Source organism: Nocardia sp. NPDC051990 (genome assembly GCF_040680755.1).
Lineage (GTDB): Bacteria > Actinomycetota > Actinomycetes > Mycobacteriales > Mycobacteriaceae > Nocardia.
Genome location: NZ_JBFAXH010000026.1, coordinates 40,321 through 58,781, shown reverse-complemented (window position 1 = coordinate 58,781; position 18,461 = coordinate 40,321). Strand labels below are relative to the sequence as shown.

The 18,461-nt window shown below is 66.1% G+C and carries 16 protein-coding genes and 1 riboswitch; of the genes, 5 read left to right on the top strand and 11 right to left on the bottom strand.

Features of this window, described 5'->3' with window-relative positions; all coding sequences use genetic code 11:
- Positions 1-252: 252 nt before the first annotated feature.
- Together AB0L63_RS30455 and AB0L63_RS30450 are read right to left on the bottom strand one after the other, a co-directional pair.
- Positions 253-1,470, bottom strand: coding sequence for an NADP-dependent isocitrate dehydrogenase (locus AB0L63_RS30455; RefSeq protein ID WP_364507833.1), 1,218 nt, complete (start codon positions 1,468-1,470; stop codon positions 253-255).
- Between the two features lie 289 nt (positions 1,471-1,759).
- On the bottom strand, positions 1,760-3,253 hold the full coding sequence (locus AB0L63_RS30450) for an MFS transporter (RefSeq protein WP_364507830.1): 1,494 nt from the start codon (positions 3,251-3,253) through the stop codon (positions 1,760-1,762).
- A gap of 135 nt (positions 3,254-3,388) precedes the next feature.
- Between AB0L63_RS30450 and AB0L63_RS30445 the strand changes: the two genes are divergently transcribed.
- From AB0L63_RS30445 to AB0L63_RS30435, 3 genes are all read left to right on the top strand, one after another.
- Positions 3,389-4,138 carry a TetR family transcriptional regulator gene (locus AB0L63_RS30445; RefSeq protein WP_364507827.1) on the top strand — a complete coding sequence of 250 codons (750 nt, stop codon included), beginning with the start codon at positions 3,389-3,391 and terminating at the stop codon, positions 4,136-4,138.
- A 43-nt stretch (positions 4,139-4,181) separates the two neighbouring features.
- Positions 4,182-4,292: riboswitch (SAM riboswitch) on the top strand.
- Positions 4,293-4,625: 333 nt separating this feature from the next.
- Positions 4,626-5,780 carry a homoserine O-acetyltransferase gene (locus tag AB0L63_RS30440; RefSeq protein WP_364507824.1) on the top strand — a complete coding sequence of 385 codons (1,155 nt, stop codon included), beginning with the start codon at positions 4,626-4,628 and terminating at the stop codon, positions 5,778-5,780.
- Positions 5,781-5,972: 192 nt separating this feature from the next.
- Positions 5,973-6,512 carry a hypothetical protein gene (locus AB0L63_RS30435; RefSeq protein WP_364507821.1) on the top strand — a complete coding sequence of 180 codons (540 nt, stop codon included), beginning with the start codon at positions 5,973-5,975 and terminating at the stop codon, positions 6,510-6,512.
- Positions 6,513-6,554: 42 nt separating this feature from the next.
- Here the strand turns inward: AB0L63_RS30435 and AB0L63_RS30430 are convergent, their stop codons facing one another.
- Positions 6,555-6,800, bottom strand: a complete 246-nt coding sequence (locus AB0L63_RS30430; protein WP_364507921.1) for a DUF3017 domain-containing protein — start codon at positions 6,798-6,800, stop codon at positions 6,555-6,557.
- 268 nt (positions 6,801-7,068) lie between these two features.
- Between AB0L63_RS30430 and AB0L63_RS30425 the strand changes: the two genes are divergently transcribed.
- Complete coding sequence (locus tag AB0L63_RS30425) at positions 7,069-7,533, top strand: tRNA (cytidine(34)-2'-O)-methyltransferase (protein ID WP_364507918.1); 465 nt, start codon at positions 7,069-7,071, stop codon at positions 7,531-7,533.
- A gap of 60 nt (positions 7,534-7,593) precedes the next feature.
- Here the strand turns inward: AB0L63_RS30425 and AB0L63_RS30420 are convergent, their stop codons facing one another.
- From AB0L63_RS30420 to AB0L63_RS30405, 4 genes are all read right to left on the bottom strand, one after another.
- Positions 7,594-7,824, bottom strand: coding sequence for a DUF167 domain-containing protein (locus tag AB0L63_RS30420; RefSeq protein ID WP_364507818.1), 231 nt, complete (start codon positions 7,822-7,824; stop codon positions 7,594-7,596).
- The gene (locus AB0L63_RS30415) at positions 7,781-8,848 is read right to left on the bottom strand and encodes a DUF4349 domain-containing protein (protein WP_364507815.1); all 1,068 of its coding nucleotides are present in this window, start codon (positions 8,846-8,848) and stop codon (positions 7,781-7,783) included. The genes AB0L63_RS30420 and AB0L63_RS30415 overlap by 44 nt, the downstream gene beginning before the upstream one ends.
- A 178-nt stretch (positions 8,849-9,026) precedes the next feature.
- Positions 9,027-12,389, bottom strand: coding sequence for an error-prone DNA polymerase (locus tag AB0L63_RS30410; protein WP_364507812.1), 3,363 nt, complete (start codon positions 12,387-12,389; stop codon positions 9,027-9,029).
- Between the two features lie 66 nt (positions 12,390-12,455).
- Complete coding sequence (locus AB0L63_RS30405) at positions 12,456-12,911, bottom strand: hypothetical protein (protein ID WP_364507809.1); 456 nt, start codon at positions 12,909-12,911, stop codon at positions 12,456-12,458.
- A 153-nt stretch (positions 12,912-13,064) separates the two neighbouring features.
- On the opposite strand from AB0L63_RS30405, the gene AB0L63_RS30400 reads away from it, so the two are divergent.
- Positions 13,065-14,042: an SDR family NAD(P)-dependent oxidoreductase gene (locus AB0L63_RS30400; RefSeq protein WP_364507806.1), complete on the top strand. Its 978-nt coding sequence runs from the start codon at positions 13,065-13,067 to the stop codon at positions 14,040-14,042.
- Positions 14,043-14,350: 308 nt separating this feature from the next.
- Here AB0L63_RS30400 and AB0L63_RS30395 read toward each other — a convergent pair whose 3' ends face one another.
- The 4 genes from AB0L63_RS30395 to AB0L63_RS30380 all read right to left on the bottom strand — a co-directional run bounded on the left by AB0L63_RS30395 (position 14,351) and on the right by AB0L63_RS30380 (position 18,123).
- Positions 14,351-15,259, bottom strand: coding sequence for a sucrase ferredoxin (locus AB0L63_RS30395; protein ID WP_364507803.1), 909 nt, complete (start codon positions 15,257-15,259; stop codon positions 14,351-14,353).
- On the bottom strand, positions 15,256-15,474 hold the full coding sequence (locus tag AB0L63_RS30390; RefSeq protein WP_364507800.1) for a hypothetical protein: 219 nt from the start codon (positions 15,472-15,474) through the stop codon (positions 15,256-15,258). The genes AB0L63_RS30395 and AB0L63_RS30390 overlap by 4 nt, the downstream gene beginning before the upstream one ends.
- A 9-nt stretch (positions 15,475-15,483) precedes the next feature.
- Positions 15,484-16,236, bottom strand: a complete 753-nt coding sequence (locus AB0L63_RS30385; RefSeq protein ID WP_364507915.1) for an alpha/beta hydrolase — start codon at positions 16,234-16,236, stop codon at positions 15,484-15,486.
- Positions 16,237-16,554: 318 nt separating this feature from the next.
- Positions 16,555-18,123 (bottom strand): DNA polymerase Y family protein, encoded by a 1,569-nt coding sequence (locus AB0L63_RS30380; RefSeq protein ID WP_364507912.1) that lies wholly within the window; start codon positions 18,121-18,123, stop codon positions 16,555-16,557.
- Between the last annotated feature and the right edge of the window lie 338 nt (positions 18,124-18,461).

Below are 18,461 nucleotides of genomic sequence, written 5' to 3'. Positions count from 1 at the left end.
CACGTCGCTTCCCGGGCAAAGGCAAGTTCCTCCACGTAACAATGCGGGCACCCGTACCACCGGTGTGGTGCGGGTGCCCGCATGTGGCGCCTGGCGCTGATCACCAACATCGCCCAAGCGACAACTGGTTTCGTGAGCACATGGGTAACTCACCGGGTACGCCCAGAAGCCGACCCCGCGCTCTTCCGCCGGCCCGCGACGACACCTCAGTGGCAGTCACGACCGGCAAAAGGCGCGGAGAGGTGGGGAAGCTCAGCGCAGGGCGCGGGCCAGGTTGGCGTCGAGCGCACCGAGGAACTCCTCGGTGGTCAGGTAGCCCTGATCGCCGCCGACGAGCAGCGCCAGATCCTTGGTCATCTGGCCGCCCTCGACGGTCTTGATGACGACATCCTCGAGTGTCTGCGCGAAGCCGATCACCTCGGGGGTGTTGTCCAGCTTGCCGCGATGCTCGAGGCCGCGGGTCCAGGCGAAGATCGAGGCGATCGGGTTGGTCGAAGTCGGCTTGCCCTGCTGGTGCTGGCGGTAGTGCCGGGTGACGGTGCCGTGCGCGGCCTCGGCCTCACAGGTCTTGCCGTCCGGGGTGAGCAGCACCGAGGTCATCAGGCCGAGCGAGCCGAAGCCCTGGGCCACGGTGTCGGACTGCACATCGCCGTCGTAGTTCTTGCAGGCCCAGACGTAGCCGCCCTCCCACTTCATGGAGGAGGCGACCATATCGTCGATCAGGCGGTGCTCGTAGGTGAGGCCCGCCGCGTCGAACTGGGTCTTGAACTCGGCCTCGAAGACCTCCTGGAAGGTGTCCTTGAACATGCCATCGTAGGCCTTCAGGATGGTGTTCTTCGTCGACATGTAGACCGGGTAGTTCTGCTGCAGGCCGTAGTTGAACGAGGCCCGCGCGAAGTCCTCGATGGACTTCTTGAAGTTGTACATACCCATGATGACGCCGCCGTCCTCGGGCATCTTCACGACCTCGTGCACGATCGGCTCGCTGCCATCGTCGGGGGTGAAGGTGAGGGTGACGGTGCCGCCCTGGAACACCTTGAAGTCGGTGGCGCGGTACTGATCGCCGAACGCGTGACGGCCGATGATGATGGGCTTGGTCCAGCCGGGGACCAGACGCGGCACATTCGAGATGATGATCGGCGCGCGGAAGATGGTTCCGCCGAGGATGTTGCGGATGGTGCCGTTGGGCGAGCGCCACATCTTCTTCAGGCCGAACTCCTCGACCCTGGCCTCATCCGGGGTGATCGTGGCGCACTTGACGCCGACACCGTGTTCCTTGATCGCGTTCGCCGCGTCGATCGTGACCTGGTCGTCTGTCTTGTCCCGATATTCGATGCCGAGGTCGTAGTACTCGAGGTTCACATCGAGATACGGGTGGATCAGCTTGTCCTTGATGAACTGCCAGATGATCCGGGTCATCTCGTCGCCGTCGAGTTCGACGACAGTGCCTTCAACCTTGATCTTGGACATGGATCTTCGTGTCCTCCTAGGATGGTGCCCTCATTGCACGGCCAGGCGAACACGCTTGTGAGCGGACCCCAGCTGTTCCAACAGACAACGTATATGTCCCGCGTTGTCGGCGAGACGTGTGGTGCAAACAAGACAAGCGTACTGCTTCCGTTGACCGCACCGCGCGGGCAGCCCCCATGTGCAGCCGCCCGAAATTGTTACCGACAAGTAGGTCGGCAGTGACGTGTACCACCACCGAAATAGCAATGTCCGGGTATCCCGTTGGACACCCGGACCAGCTACTTCATGATCAGACCGCGACCGAAATCCGCGCCCCCTCCTCGGATCCCTCGATCAGATTTTCCGGCTTGTCCCGAATCATCAACGCGATCACCGGAATTGCCACGAGGAAGAAGCCGGCACCGACATAGAACGCCACGTCGTAGCTGTGGATCGAGGCGCGGGCCAGCAGATTGTCGAGTGTCGGATTGTTCTGCGCGAAGGTCTTGGCCGTCTGCACCGAGATGGTGGTGAGCAGTGCGGTGCCGACCGCGCCACCGACCTGCTGCGCCGCATTCAGCAGCGCACTGGCCACACCCGAATCCTCCTGCTCGACCTGATGCAGCGCGACGGTCTGCATTCCGACGAACAGCGGGCCCATAGCGAGCGCCATCAGCACCTGCGCGGGCAGCACACCGGCAGCGTAGCTGTCGCCGAAGCTCAGCTGCGCCAGCCACACCAGACCGAGCACACCGAGCACGGCACCGGCCACCATCAGCGGCCGCGGGCCCAGCTTGGGCAACAGCGCGCTGGTGACACCAGCGGAGATCGCGATGCCCGCCGGGAACGGCAGGAAGGCGACGCCGGCCTTCAGCGAGGAGTAGCCGAGGGTGATCTGGAAGTAGTAGCTCAGGAACAGGAACATCGCGAACATCGCGATCGGGATCAGCAGCGCGGCCAGGAAGGCGCCACCGCGGTTGATCTCACCCGGAATATGCAGCGGCAGCAGCGGATTCGACGAGCGACGCTCGATGCCGACGAAGGCGATCAGCAGGGCAACACCGATGACGAGCAGCCCGAGGGTGCTGCCGGCCAGCCAGCCGTCCTCGGCGGCGCGACTGAATCCGTACACGATGGCGATCAGACCGAGCGTCACGGTGATCGCCCCGGGCACGTCATAGCCGCCGGTGCGCGGTGTCGGCACATCGCGCACCACGAAGGCCACCGCGCCGAGCAGCGTGAGCAGGGCGATCGGGGTGTTCACCAGCAGGCACCAGCGCCAAGAGGCGTATTCGGTCAGCGCACCACCCGCGATCAGCCCGAGTGCCGCACCACCCGAGGAGACACCAGCGAAGACGCCGAATGCGGTCGCACGCTCCTTGGCCTCGGTGAAGGTCACCGAGAGCAGTGACAGTGCCGCGGGCGCGAGCAGCGCCGCGAACGCACCCTGCAGCGCCCGTCCGGCGAACAGCTCCGCGCCGTTCTGCGCCAGACCCGCCACGGCGGACGCCCCGGCGAAGCCGACCAGGCCGACGATGAAGACCCGGCGCCGCCCGAGGTAGTCGGCCAGCCGTCCGCCGAGCAGCAGCAGACCGCCGAAGATCAGCGTATAGGCGGTCAGCATCCACTGCCGATTGCCGTCGCTGATGTCGAGATCCTGCTGGGCGAACGGCAGTGAGATGGTCACGATGGTGGCGTCGAGAACCACCATGAGCTGGGCGAATGCGATCACCCCCAAGGCCAACCAGCGCGTCGAGCCCGCTCGTCTTTTCACATCGTCCACCGCTGTCGCAGTCTCGCTCACCTTGGTCTCCTAGCCGTCTCGAAGTCGTGCAGCCATCCTGTCATCGGCAGACATTTGTCGTCAAGAGAAAAATGTCGCAATCAGACATTTGACTGTTAAGGACACAAACCGTCCCGATTGCGATAGCATGGGGGCATGCTCGAGTCATCAACGCCGATCGGCGCGAGTGCCACCGCCGAGGAGGCGGTGCGCGCTCCAGCGAATCCAGGGCGCAGTGCGCCCAGCGGCGCGAGCATGGGATTGCGCGAACGCAAGAAGCAGCAGACCCGATTGCGCATCATCGAGGTGGCGCTCGACCTGTGCGACGCACAGGGATTCGACGCGACGACGGTCGAACAGATCGCGGACCGCGCGGATGTGTCCCCACGCACGATCAACAGGTATTTCGACAGCAAAGAAGCGATCATCCTGGGGCCGGTCAAGGATTTCGGCCTCGCCATCGCCGAATGCCTGCGCGGACTCCCGGTCACCGGTAACGAGCTGCAATCACTACGCGAGGCCTTCCTACAGGTCGTCGACCGAGCCTCGGAAACCGTCGAGGGACCGCTGTCGTTCCGGCGCTTCCAGCAGATGCAGCGGATCCTGCGTGGCAGTCCGACGGTCAGCGCGCAGAGCATGGAGCTGGCCGACGATAAGAACGCCGCGATCGCCCACGTGATCGCCGAGCGACTCGGCACCCAGCCCGACGCGCTGCCGGTCCAGCTGGTCGTCGGCGCCTGGCAGCTGATCGGCCACCTCAGCATGGAGTGCCAGAACTCGATCTTCGACGCCGAGGACACCGGTGCCGCCGCCGCGCAGGCCCGCAACGCATTCACCACGTCGTACGACGAATTCATGCGGGTATGCGCCGGACGGCCGACGAGCGAACCGGCGGAAACCCAGTAACGGATTTCAGTCGCCGACCGCCCGCCGGTTACCATGTCCGTCAGGTCATGAGTGCCAGCGCGAAGCCCCGGCTTGCTGGACGGCAACCCTCCAGCTGCGGTGGGGTGCTCCGGGTGATGACCGGGCTCTCGATGGTCGAGGGCAAGCGCGCACTTCAGGAGGTTTCCAATGAGTTGTTGTCCGTCACCCGCACTCCGATAAGACCTGCTGGCGAACAACCCTTTGGAGCACGACATGAGTGACCCCATCGCGTCGGCGACCGATCGGTTCGCCGCGAGCGAGCAGATCACCGGCGCACCCACATTCCCGATCTACCGGACCGCGGCCCGGTTCAGCCGGATCGCTAACATCGGGGAGGTGCGTTCTCTCGTGATTCACTCAGCTTCGGCGACGCACTGCGGTTTCACGGGAGCGACGTCGTGAGTGAACGAACCACCGATACCGCGCCCTTGATCACGACGGAGCCGAACGCCGGCGAGGCGGAGTCGTGACCGTGAACGCCGAACCAAGTACCGCGCACTCGGCGGCGGTGGTCCTGCCACCGCCGGATGGGACGCTCGGCATCATCGCCATCGGGGATGTGCGGCTGGAGAGCGGCGCGACCATCCCGGACGTTCATCTGGCCGTGCAGCGCTGGGGTGAGCTCTCCCCCGCACTGGACAATGTGGTGCTCGTCGAGCACGCACTGACCGGTGATTCGCATGTCGTCGGGGTTCCCGACGATATTCATCCGCTGCCCGGCTGGTGGGACGGCTTGGTCGGCCCCGGTGCACCGGTGGATACCGACGAATGGTGCGTCATCGCGACGAATGTGCTGGGCGGCTGCAAGGGCAGCACCGGCCCCTCGTCGCTGGCCCCGGATGGAAGGCCTTGGGGCGCAAGGTTTCCGGAGATCTCGATCCGGGATCAGGTGACCGCGGAAGCGGCATTGCTCGATCGGCTCGGCATCGAACGCCTGGCCGCCGTCGTCGGCGGTTCGATGGGCGGTATGCGGGTGCTGGAGTGGATGGTCGGCGCGCCGGAGCGGGTCGGATCCGCACTGGTACTCGCCGTCGGCGCGCGCGCCACCGCCGACCAGATCGGCACGCAGACAACACAAATCGCCGCCATCAAGGCCGATCCCGACTGGCAGGGCGGCGATTACCACGACACCGATCGCGCCCCGATGACCGGTATGGGCATCGCCCGCCGCATCGCCCACCTGACCTACCGCACCGAGGGCGAACTCGATCACCGCTTCGAGAACCATGCCCAGGGGGACGAGGATCCACGCAGCGGCGGCCGCTACGCGGTACAGAGCTATCTGGACCACCAGGCCGGAAAGCTTTGCAGCCGTTTCGATCCCGCCACCTACGTCCTGCTTACCGAGGCGATGAACCGACACGATATCGGCCGCGGGCGCGGCGGGATCGCGGCCGCCCTCGCCGCCACCCCGGTACCGTGCGTGGTCGGCGGTGTCGACTCGGATCGGCTGTACCCGTTGCGAACTCAGCAGGAATTGGCCGACCGATTGCCCGGCTGCGAGGGCTTGGAGGTCGTGCACTCCCATGACGGCCACGACGGCTTCCTCACCGAAGCCGCCGCGGTCGCCAAACTGCTGACCGAGACAATGCGATTGGCCCGAATCGGTCGCACCGGCTGAAGTAGTCGTGACTCCCGACTAGCCGTCATTCGGTCGGCGGCGCGGTGGGTGTCCGGCGAGCCCGCATAAGGTTGACGTCGGTGGATGGACGTTACCTTGACTCGGGGAGTCGCCGATGTGCAGACTGGGCCGGCATCGCACCGTCTCAGCTCGGCGGGCATTCCGGTTCATGGACGACATCGGGGGTAGACCATGCGTATTCATCGTGTCGTACTGATATTCGCGCTGCTCGGCGCGATGTTGATCGGCACTACGGCGTGCTCGGATGAGCCGACCGACACTACTCGGGCAGCGGCGTCGACGACCACCCTGCCCCCGGCGCCGACCGTGCTCGGGCCGCTCGGCTTCGGCAAGCTGCGGCTCGGGATGAGCCGGAGCGAGGCCGAGGCCACCGGTGAAATCGCGACCTTCGACGACACCGACGATCCGCCCGGCTGCGGTCGCTACACCGCACGAGCCGGTTGGCAGGGTTTCACCAACAAGGGCGAAATAGTCGCGATCATGCCCGGCAAGCTTCCGGTCCGCACCCCTGAGGGCATTACCATCGGTTCCACTGTCGACGAAGTGCGCGCCACCTATCCCGCGCTCGAGATCGGCTACAACTGGAGTTCAGCCGTGGCACCAGACCAACCCGCGCGCTATGGCTTCCTCGGCATCTACCGAAATATGCCGGCCGATGCCAAGGTCACCCAGATAATGCTCTACAACGACCGAGACACCTGTCACAACTAGCGGCTGCTGTCGTGGACCGAAAATCGTTGCGCCGCTTCGGTCTCAGCCGATGCCCAACGTATTGATCGTGGCGGCGATGAGGACGATGGCGGTACCGAGCAGGCTCAGCGCGGCGACATCGAACGGCTTGCTGCGCACCGCGAGCAGCCCGACCCGGGCCGTCGGCAGACAGAGCCGGAAGGCGGCCGCAATCAGGGCGGCACCGCCGAAGAACAAGGCGCCGCGACGCCAGCGGTCCCAGGCCACGAGAACAACCGCGAGCAGAATGACCGCCGTCACGACCAGCATGGGCAGGTGGCAGCGCAGGAACTGCGCACCCGGGCTGGTCCGGTCGGGCTGCCGTTCGGCGGCAGACGAGTCAACGTCGGTCACGCCCCGATTCTTGCAGACGGCACGCGACCGCTCACACCACGGCAGGCCCGGTCGGCATTGCCTCCGACTACTACACGTCGCAACTCACTAGAGAATCGGTCAACGAAGTGAGACTCGTGACCGATGCGCCGGATCTGCCCGATGTCGTTCCGGGCCAGCCCACGCGACCTGGTTGACTGCACTGGTGTTTCGTTTGATGTTTCACGAGCCTGCGATTCCCGGAAATACCGGCAATGCGATTCGACTGGTCGCGGGGACCGGGTGTGAGCTGCATCTGGTCGAGCCGCTGGGGTTCGACCTTTCCGAGGCGAAGTTGCGGCGGGCTGGATTGGATTACCACGATCTGGCCTCGGTGACGGTGCACAAGGATCTCGCGGCGGCGTGGGCGGCGGTGCGACCCGAGCGGGTGTTCGCATTCACGACCCAGGCGAGCACGCGGTATACCGATGTGGCGTACCGCGAGGGTGATGTGCTGCTGTTCGGCACCGAACCGACGGGGTTGCCGAAGGAGGTGCTCAACGATCCGCACGTCACCGAGCAGCTGCGCATTCCGATGCTGCCCGGCCGCCGCTCGATGAACCTGTCCAATGCCGCCGCCGTCACCGTATACGAGGCGTGGCGCCAGTTCGGATTTCCCGGCGCCGTGTGACGTTGTCGCTCAATCCAATTCGGCGCTATCCAGCGAGATGGCCACTGGCACATCCTCGGTTCAGAGGTCTACCTCGAAGCGTTTGAAGCGGGAGGTTGCGCCTGCCGCGAGACGGACGGCGGATTTGGGGACGCCGTAGTGGTCCGCAAGGAGTTCGATGGCGGCCTTGTTGGCCTTGCCTTCCACGGCGGGGGCACGGACATACAACTGAAGGGTGCCGTCGTCGAGAGTTTCGACGAGCGGGCCCTTACGGCTGTTCGGTTTGATCGTTGCCCTTACCACCGTCGGCACCTGAATCTCCTGTCGTCCCAGCGGCTTTCCCTGTTCCGGAGTCTGCACCGGTGCCAGCGCCCGCACCTGCACCCGATCCCGTACCTGTGCCGGCACCTTCCGCCGCCGACCCGGTCGGGGCACCGACCATAGCGGCCTTGCCCGCCTCGGATTCGCCGGAACCCGAGGAGTCGCGCTTGCGACCCCGCACCACCCGCACGATGCCCCACACCACCGCCGCGATCACCACGACGAACCCGAGCCACGGAATCGCCTTGCCGGTGAACACCACCGCGTCCTTCAGCCAATCCACCAGCGAATGCCAGCCGGAGACGATGCCGTCCCAGAAATTGGTCGGCCCCGCATCGGATTTCTTGTCCTCGGTGGTGATGTCGATGGTAAGTGTGGACAGCGCGACCTGATCGTCGAGGTGCCGCTTCTGCGCGGTGAGACTGTCGAGCTCACCCTGCCGACGCGACAACGCCTGTTCGGCGGCAATGAGATCCGCTGTGCTCGTCGCACCGGCGATCAGCGTCCGCAATCGGTCGACCGAGGCCTGCAACGCCTTGATCCTGGCGTCGAGGTCCTCCCACTGCATGGTGACGTCGTCGCGGTTGGTGCTCATCCGGGTGACCCGGCCGACCTCGGTGAGACCGTCGATGAACTTGTCCGTCTTATCCGCGGGCACCCGCACGGTGAGCGTGGCTTGCGGATCGTTGTCACCGGTCCCCGGCTGCTCGGTGCGGCTGTCGACCCGGCCGCCGACCTCGCGCACCCGATCGGACACCTGCCCGCCCGCCTTGATCGGATCAGCGGCGGTGATGTCGACGCTGCCGGTAATGACCTCCTTGCGCGCCTCGACGGTGGTCCCGCCGGTATCCCCCTTCGCCGGGGAACCCTCGCGCAGACTCGGTGGCGGCGCCATCGGCGCGACGGTCGCCATGCTCGACCGGCCCGAATCGGATCTGTCGTCGTTGTCATCACCACAGCCGACCAGCAACGTCAAACCCAGCAGGCCGATCACCAGCACAGCAAGCTTCCGCATGGACGCAGGGTAGCCGCTGCGGCGAATTCGGTCACGAAACTCATGTGGGCCACTGCCGAATGCCGAAGGCGATCATGGATATCTTCCGACTCGCTGACAGCAAAGCTGGTCGAACATTGGGATGTCATCCAGCCGGTTCCGGAGCAAGCCGCCCATGCGAACGGAATGTACCAAAGGCTCAACGGAAGTCACGAGATTTCGAATCGACGCGCAGGTCCATGCGCTGCAGATATTCGGCGACGACACTGACCGCGCCCTCGGCATTCTGGACGCGACCGCGGATGAGCAGGGCGGGAGCGCTCTGGGCCAGGCGGTGATAGCGGGTCCACAGGCCCACCGAGCAGACGACATTCACCATGCCGGTTTCGTCTTCCAGGTTGAGGAAGGTGACACCGGCGGCAGTGGCGGGGCGTTGGCGATGTGTGACGGCACCACCGACCAGAACGCGCGAGCCGTCGGGCACGTCGAGCAAACCGGCGGCCGGGATGACACCGAGTGCATCCAGTTGCGGGCGTAGGAATTCGGTGGGGTAGCTGCCCGGGGAGATACCGGTGGCCCAGACATCGGCAGCGGCGAGTTCGAGTTCGCTCATACCGGGCAGGGCGGGGGCGGTGGTGGCGGCACCGGTGCCGGGAAGGCGGTCGGGCCGTTCCCCTGCCGCGGCGCCCGCCGCCCACAGCGCCTCGCGTCGGGTAATGCCGAGACAACCCAAAGCGCCTGCGGTGGCGAGGGATTCGGCCTGGGTGACGGTGAGTTCCACCCGTCCGGTCAGGTCGAGGAAGCAGGTGTACGGGCCGGCCGAGCGGGCCTCGACAATGCGTTCGGCGAGGTCGGTGCCGATATGGCGAATCGCCGCGAGGCCGAGCCGCACCTCGTCACCATGGTTTTCCAGCGTGGGTTCGGCACGGCTGGCATTGATATCGGGTCCGTGCACCAGGACTCCGTGCCTGCGAGCGTCGGCGACCAGCGACTGCGGGGAGTAGAACCCCATCGGCTGGGCCCGCAGCAATCCGGCGCAGAAGGCGGCCGGATAGTGCAGTTTGAACCAGGCCGAGTAGAACACGATCGAGGCGAAGCTCTGCGAATGACTCTCCGGGAAGCCGAAATTCGCGAAGGCATACAGCTTTTCGTAGATGCGGTCGGCGACTTCGCCGGTAATGCCGTGCAAGTCGCGCATGCCCTGATACAGCCGGTCCTTGAGGCGCTCCATGCGTTCCGGTGAGCGTTTGGAACCCATGGCGCGGCGCAGCTGATCGGCCTCGGCGGCGGTGAAACCGGCGACGTCGATGGCCATCTGCATGAGCTGTTCCTGGAACAGTGGCACACCGAGGGTGCGTTTCAGCGAATTCTTCAGCGCGTCATGGTCATAGCGCACCTGCTCGTCACCGTTGCGACGGCGGATGTAGGGATGCACCGAACCACCCTGGATCGGACCGGGGCGGATCAGCGCCACCTCCACCACCAGGTCATAGAATTTCCGCGGCTTCAGTCGAGGCAGCGTGGCCATCTGCGCGCGTGACTCCACCTGGAACACCCCGACCGAATCGGCGCGCGAAAGCATCTCGTAGACAGCCGTTTCCTGCAGATCCAGCTGGTGCAGTTCGACGGTTTCGCCCTTGTACTCGCGCACCATATCGATCATGTAATGCAGCGCGGAGAGCATGCCGAGACCGAGCAGATCGAATTTCACCAAATTTATTGCGGCGCAATCGTCTTTATCCCATTGCAGTACGCTGCGGCCGGGCATGCGCGCCCATTCGACCGGGCAGACATCGGCGATGGGCCGGTCACAGATCACCATGCCACCGGAATGGATGCCGAGATGCCTCGGCAACCCTTCGATTTCGGTGGCCAACTCCAGCACTTCCGCGGGAATATCGGTGCCGGTTTCGGTGCCGACCCCGGCCCAGCGACTCACCTCTTTACTCCAGGCATCCTGCTGTCCAGGCGAAAAGCCCAGTGCCCGTGCGGCATCGCGGACCGCGGACTTGCCGCGATAGGTGATCACATTCGCCACCTGAGCGGCATATTCGCGGCCGTATTTGGTGTAGACGTGCTGGATCGCCTCCTCACGCCGATCGGATTCGATATCGATGTCGATATCGGGCGGGCCGTCTCGCTCCGGAGCGAGGAACCGTTCGAACAGCAGCTCGGCGGCGATCGGGTCGACATTGGTGATGCCGATCGCATAGCAAACGGCTGAATTGGCCGCTGAACCCCGGCCCTGACAGAGGATGTCGTTGTCCTTGCAGAAGCTGACGATATCGTGCACCACCAGGAAGTAGCCGGGAAACTTCATCTCGTTGATGATCGCGAGTTCGTGCTCGATCTGCTGGTACGCCTCGGGACTTCCCGACGGTGGACCGTAACGTCGAGCGGCGCCCGCAAGGGTGAGTGCACGCAGCCAGGAAGCCTCGTCGTGGCCCTCGGGCACGTCGAACGGCGGCAGGCTCGGCGCGATCAATTTCAGATCGAAGACGCATTCGCGGGCAAGCGTCACCGCATTCGCCACCGCCTCCGGACAGGCGGCGAACAACTGTGCCATCTCCGCACCGGAACGCAGGTGCGCGCCGCCGGTCGGCGCCAACCAGCCCGCGATATCGTCCAGGCTCCGGCGCGCTCGGATCGCCGCGAGTGCCATGGCGCGCCGACGCTGGGCGGGTGCGGCGAAATGCGCCCCGGTGGTGGCCAGCACGGGCAGACCGAGGCGATCGGCCAAGGCGATGAGGTGGGCGTTGCGTTCGTCGTCCTCCGGAATGCCGTGATGGGTGAGTTCGACACTCACCCGGTCGGCGCCGAAGCGCTCTGTCAGATCCCGCAGGGCCGCCTCGGCTTGCCCGAGACGGGTGTCTCCCGCTTGCAGATCGCGATCCAGGGCTTGGCGCACATGGCCTTTGCGACATCCGGTCAGGAGGTGCCAGTGCCCATCCGCCGCCGCGGTGAGCGCATCCAGGTCGTAGCGGAGGATGCCCTTCTCTCCCGCGGTCATATGCGCGGCCGCGATCTCGCCGGAGAGTCGGCGATAGCCCTCTTGACCTCGGGCGAGCACCAGCAGATGCGGACCGTCCGGATCCGGTGCGCCGGTGCGCGGCGCCGAATCGGGTGCGCCGATATGGCCGAGCGAATTCGCGAGTCGCGGCGCGTCTGCCACAGTGCCGAGCGATAATTCGGCCCCGTAGACCGTCGGCATGCCCCATTCCCTGGCCGCCTCGAAGAAGCGCACGGTGCCGTAGAAGCCGTCGTGATCGGTGAGCGCGATCGCCTCCAGCCCGAGCCGCACCGCCTCCTCCACCATCTCTTCCGGCTGACTCGCACCGTCGAGGAAGCTGTAAGCCGAATGCGCGTGCAACTCCGCATACGGCACCATCGGACCACCGGTTGGTTCGACCGGTTCGGGCCGATAATCCCCGCGCTTGCGTGACCACGCCGGACTGTCGCCGCCGTCGCCCGGATACATCGCATCCGGATTCGTCGGCCCTGGTCGGCCCGACAGCACCCGCTCCAACTCCGCCCAGGTCGGCGGGCCGTTGCTCCAACCCATGACACATCACCTCCTCGCACTCGAACATACATTCGAAATGCGATGAAGGTGTGGACACCCGCCGAATCAGGCAGCCGAGAGCGGATCCGTCGACTTCACGGCCAGCGCGACCTCGACCTTGTCCAGGCCGGAGCGGATCACGGCGCCGTAGGCATCATTGGCGAGGACATCGAGGTGACCGCGAGCGATGGTCAGCTGCATGAAGGCCACATCGAAGTCACCCACACGACGGTGACTGTCGGCGAGATTGAGGTAGAGCGAGGGCAGGAATCCGCGTAGCCCCTCATCGAGCGGAACGCCAGGGCCGAAGACCGCGGCCAGTGCGCGTTGATCCCAGCGCAGTGCACCTTCGGCCGTGTCCTGCAGATCGGCAAGGTGGTGCGCGATTACACAGCGCTGCAACGGATCTCCACCGTCGCCGAGCTCGCCCCACAGTTCCGCCAGCATCCGCTGCGCCGCCTCCGGATCACTGCCGGAGAGCCGCACCGCGGCAAAGATTTCCGCCATCCGATCGTCCGCCATGCGCAGAGTATCGCACATATGTTCGATAGATTCGAGAGCGATTCGAACACCTCGGCGTGGCCCGATTCGCGCGCTCGATGCGACGAAGCACACTTGGCAGGTAAACTTACTTCGAAGTAAGTTCATGCCGACCCGACCTGCAAAGGAGCAGCGATGACCCGAGCCTCCGCCGACGACGCCGACCTGCGCGAGCAGGTCTGGCGCAATCGCCGCGACCTGACGGGGCGGCATGTGCTCATTACCGGCGCGTCCTCCGGCATCGGCCGGGCCGCCGCGCTGGCCGTCGCGAATAAGGGCGCCATCGTCTTCCTGCTCGCCCGGCGCGCCGACGAACTCACGGCAGTGGTCGAGGAGATCCGGGCCGCGGGCGGCAGCGCCTACGGATATCAGTGCGACGTCACCGATTCCGGCCCCGTCGACCACACCGTCGAAACCATCCTGGACGAGCATGGCCACATCGACATGCTGGTGAACAATGCGGGCCGCTCGATTCGTCGCGCCATCCACCGCTCCACCGACCGGCTGCACGATTTCGAACGCACCATGGCGGTCAACTACTTCGGCGCGCTGCGATTGACGCTGGCACTGCTGCCGCAGATGCGCGAGCGTAAGTTCGGCCACATCGTCAATATCAGCAGTGCGGGCGTGCAAGTGGCCGCGCCGCGCTACGCCGCCTACCTCGCGAGCAAGGCGGCACTGGATAAGTTCACCGAAGTCGCGGCGGTCGAAACCATGACCGACGGCATCACTTTCACCACCATCCACATGCCGCTGGTGCGCACCCCGATGATCACCCCGAGCGGCGATCAGGGTCCGTCGCAATCCCCCGAATGGGCGGCCGCCACCATTGTTCGTGCGCTGAGCGAACGGCCCAAGCGCATTGATGTCCCGCTAGGCACCTTCGCCGAATACGGTGCGCTGCTCACCCCGAAGCTACGTGACCGCATCCTGCACCGGTACTACCGGGCGCTACCCGACTCCCCCGCCGCCAAGGGCGAGCAGGTGGATACCGGGGAACCAGCGCAATCCCCTGCGCCGCGACGTGAACCGCGTCAGCAGTCGACGGCCCTCCGAGTCACCGGCACCGCGCTGCGCCGCGCCGCACGCTGGGTGCCTGGCACCCACTGGTAAGCACGCGACCTTCATCCCGCAGGGGGCGATAGAGGTCGCCGCGAACGGGACATGGCTGCGGTGGATTTGTCGCAACCATGTCCCGTTCGTCGTTCTCAACCGAGGACGAGGCGGGGTTCCGGGAGATAGGTACCTTCTCTCCCGCCTCGACCGACGGTCAGATCGTCCGGACACTATCCGTACCGCGGGCTTGGATCGAGTTGCGAGGTGAGAGTTCGGGCCGCCCCGCACCGGTGTCCACGCAATCGCCTGCGGTCCGATCGGCGCATTCGCACTCCTCAGCGCGATCCAGGCGTTGGACCGTGCGGTCAGCCCGTGGTCAACGGCTGGATCCGATCGGCCACGACCGCGGTGACCGGTTTCGGTTCGGCACCGCAACTGGCTTGGCGCGGCGGGAATTCGACGGTGCGAGTCGTCACCCGCCAGCGACGGCCGTCGCAATGGGTTACCACGGCAAGATCGGAATCGGTTGCGGCGGAATCGGTTTCGAGATGAATCGTGAGATCATCGAGACGTGCCGAAACGTGTTCGCGCACTGCGATTTCCGCGACCTGCTCGATCGGATGGTGACCGCTGCGACCACGCAGACCGGCCAACGAAACCGCATTGCGTCCCACGGCTTCGACCGCCGCGATGGCGGCCGCGGTATCGACGCGACCATAGGTCAGGCCGGAAGGTAACAACACCATGGCGGGCGCGAAGCGATGACCGCCGGTGTGCGAGCACTCCCAGACCCGGTCCGGATAGTCGGCGGCCAGATTCGCGGCAATCGGACGACCGAACAGCGCGCAGCACTGATCGCGTTTGCCGTGCGCGCACACCAGAATCAGCGAATCGCGCACGGGCGCACCGATTCCCGGCGGTGGGCCGTTCAGGAGATCCAGGTCCAAGTCGAGCAACTGCTTCAGGTCGGTGATCTCGAAGCGTTCGCACCAGAAGCCCTGCGGACGCGAACTGGCGATCAAAACCGTTCGAACACCGTTGAATTCATTGCGGCCCGGCCGCCGGATCAGCGTCGGACGCACCTTTGCTGCAGCGGTGCGCGCGGCGAGCTCGGCAGTGATCTCCGGACCGAGCACTTCAGCACCGATCACATCCCGGCCCCATGCACCCGGCTGCTCGACGCACAACCACCCTGACACCCGAGTTGCCGTGCCGGGCAAGGGCACATCGACCGCGGCCGCTGCCGAACAGAGCATTCCTTCGAATCCGGTCATCGCCCGAACGTCCGTCGGTCAGCGAACCTCCACTTTGCGGCATGCGCCACGCTCCAGCGGCCATCGGCCTCGGCCCGATCGATCTCGGCTTGTTCGGCCGGATGCATCAGCCCCTGCGGCCGGACCCCGTCCACCGAGGCATTATCGGCCATGAGCCAGTCGCGGAACGACTGCTCGTCGGGGAAGAACAGAACCGGACGGTCTTGCGCGGGCACCGCTCCACTCTAGATCCGCTGATCTGCGGTGGGCGCATGCGTCGCGAGGAACGGCAGCACGGTCGCCTCGAATTCGCGATAGCGGTCGCGGTGGATGCTGTGGCCGCAGGTGAAGGCGGCCACCGCGCAGTCCGGGATGGTGTCGCGCAGCATCGCCAGCTTCTCCGGATCGACCATGCCGCCGGGGCCGCCGCGCAGCACCAGGGTGGGCGCGGTGATATCGGCGAGCCGATCCCACCACTCCGGATTCGGCTTGCGGAACTGTTCGAGCGCGGTCCGCGTCATCGAGCGATCGAAGGCCAGCACCGCGCGCGGATGCCGGATCAGGCTGGTGGTGGCATGCCAGAGTTCCGGAATGGTCGGGAAGCGACGGGTCAGCTTCACCTCTTCGTCGCCGGAACACAGCGGCATCGGACACTCCTCGACGACCAGCCGCCGCACCAGTTCGGGCCGTTCCTGCGCAACACAGGAAACCGCGTACCCGCCCAGCGAATGTCCGACCAGATCCACCGAATCCAGCTCGAGCCGGTCACACAGATTCAGCACGTCCGCGCCGAATGCGGCGAACAGATAGGACTCGGTATGCGCGCTACGCCCGTGCCCGCGCAGATCGGGAATGATGACCCGGCGCCCGGCCCGCACCAATGTGTGTGCGAACCGATCCCAGGTATGCCCGTCCCCACCCATGCCGTGCACCAGCATGACCGGCGTGCCATCGCCCACCACGGAATCCCGATAGGCGATCCGCACGCCGTCGAGCACAGCCTTGGTCACCGCGAGATCCACGATTTCCGACAGTACTGTGTTAGTTTGCCGCGCCTGCGGCGCATGCGCTTCGACGACTCGGCTGTGTTCGATGGCCGCGCCTACGGCGCGGACGCGAGACGGGCCGCGAACGTCGCTCGTAAGACTCGCTCCGTGGTGGTCCCAGAGCCGAATAGCTTGGACACTCCAATGCTCGGCATCCAGAGATGGCCGAGGCGCTGGTGGATGATGCCCGGATCGCGGTCGAGCCGAAATGGGCCGAGGTGCGCGGACATCCGTTCACGCTGGCGTTGGTGTGGTCGCGCACATAACCGGTCAGTCGTAAAGCCCCTCAACACGCCAGGTCCGATCGTTGTAGATGAGCAGCAGGACGCGGACATCGGCCGGTTCACCAGCAAGTTGCACCTGGATGCGGGCAGCGATTCCGGCGCAGAGGGCGGCGGATTCCGGCGTCCACCAGTGTTCGTCCATCGGCCAGGGACCGGCCCAGCCCGCGAGCCGCCACTGTTTGCTGCCCCAGCGCAGCAGGGCCGGGTCGGCGGTGAAAAGGCCACGATCGGTGACCTGTACGGGCGTTGTGTCGGCGGCCTCCAGCCGCACCACCGGACGGTTCACCAGGATCACCGCGGGTGCGGGCCGGGGCAGGCGGCCGGGCCACGGCAGGGCCGGGTCGGCGGCCGGAATCGGCTCGTCACCGAGTGCGACCATGTTGATGCGTTCGGCGGGCCCCCGACCGCCGCTGAGCACGCCGATCCGAACCGCCTCGCCGCCGAGCAGCCCCTGCACCCGGATCAGGGCGCGGCGGGCCCGTTCGTCCTCCTCGCCGACACCGCCCCACAGCCCGAGCTGAAGTGCGCTCGCTGCGACGACTTCGACGGGTTCCAGGCGCAGCAGGGTGATCGGTGCGGTCGGCCGGTCGCGGCGGGTGAGCCAGCCGTCCAGCTGCCAGCGCACCCGATCCGCGGTGCCCTCCGGGGTCAGCGGTTCGGCGCACCGCCAGATGCGCGAAAGTTGTTCGCTCGCCTCGGTTTCCGCGAGCACCGATAAGCGGGTGCAGGCCATCGAGGCATTGGACAGCGCCTCGTGCAACTGGGTGGCGAGCAGGCGCCCCGCGAAGGCCGCGGCATCGACCCGATCGATCGGCGGATCGCAGCGATACTGCACCGTCAGATCCTTCGGCGGGCGACGCGCGGACGGCGAACGCTCCAGTACGGCCCTAGCGCAGCGATGCGCCAGCACGGCATCGGCGCCGAAGCGCGAGGTGACCTCGATCGGGGTCAGCGCGGCGAAATCACCGATCCGCCGTAATCCCAAGCGGTGCAACAGATCCACCAGGTCGCCGCGTTCCGGTGCGGACAGGCTCGGCTCGAGCGCGAGTTCGCGCACCGGCAGTGGTGCCAGGAACCGCGCACCCGCGCCGGGCGGCACGATCGCGGTGAAGCGCGCGGCGATCGCCGCCGTGGACAACTCGTCGGCAATGCCGATCTGCGCCTCCACCCCCACCGCGGCGGCCGCGTCGACGAGCCGTTCGGCCGCCGCCTCCTCGGACCCGAAAAATCGCGCCGCACCCCGCGCACCGAGCACCAACAACCCAGGGCGTAGCACCTCAACGCCCGGCACCGTCGCATCGATGGCCGCGACCACCGGCTCGAACAGTCGCGCATCCCGATCCGGATCCGTCTGCGCGACATACGCATTCGGGCACCGTGCCTGTACCTCGCGCTTGGTCAGTCCACGCCGCACCCCCTCGGCCCTGGCAATGGCCGAACACTCCACCACCCTATTGGCGAACAGCACCGCCACCGGTCGCGTAGCAGGCACCCGCGCCACCGCCGCAGCCGCCACCGCCGACCAGTCCGGACACCACAGCGCCAGGACCCGCATCCCACCCACCCGACTAGGCCGAATCACCGCCGCACCCCCGCAGACGCGCAGACGACCGGATCACGTCGCCGCACAACGTGCATAGGAGCTGTACTCCCATGCCGACTCAGGCATCCGGCGACCGCGATTCGGTCGGCGGCACCGGTTTGCGCGCCCTCGTGGCCAAGCGACGCCGTCGTGCCTTCCCACACATCTGCTGCGCCAATCCCGACTCGCCCGCTTGTCCATCGATGTGCGGTCAACCGCCCACTGCCAAGACGAATTGCGATGCCGCACAGCCCATATCCGGGCCGAGTCCAGTGCGGCGCACGCGGACCGCTGTTGCTTATGCCAGTGAG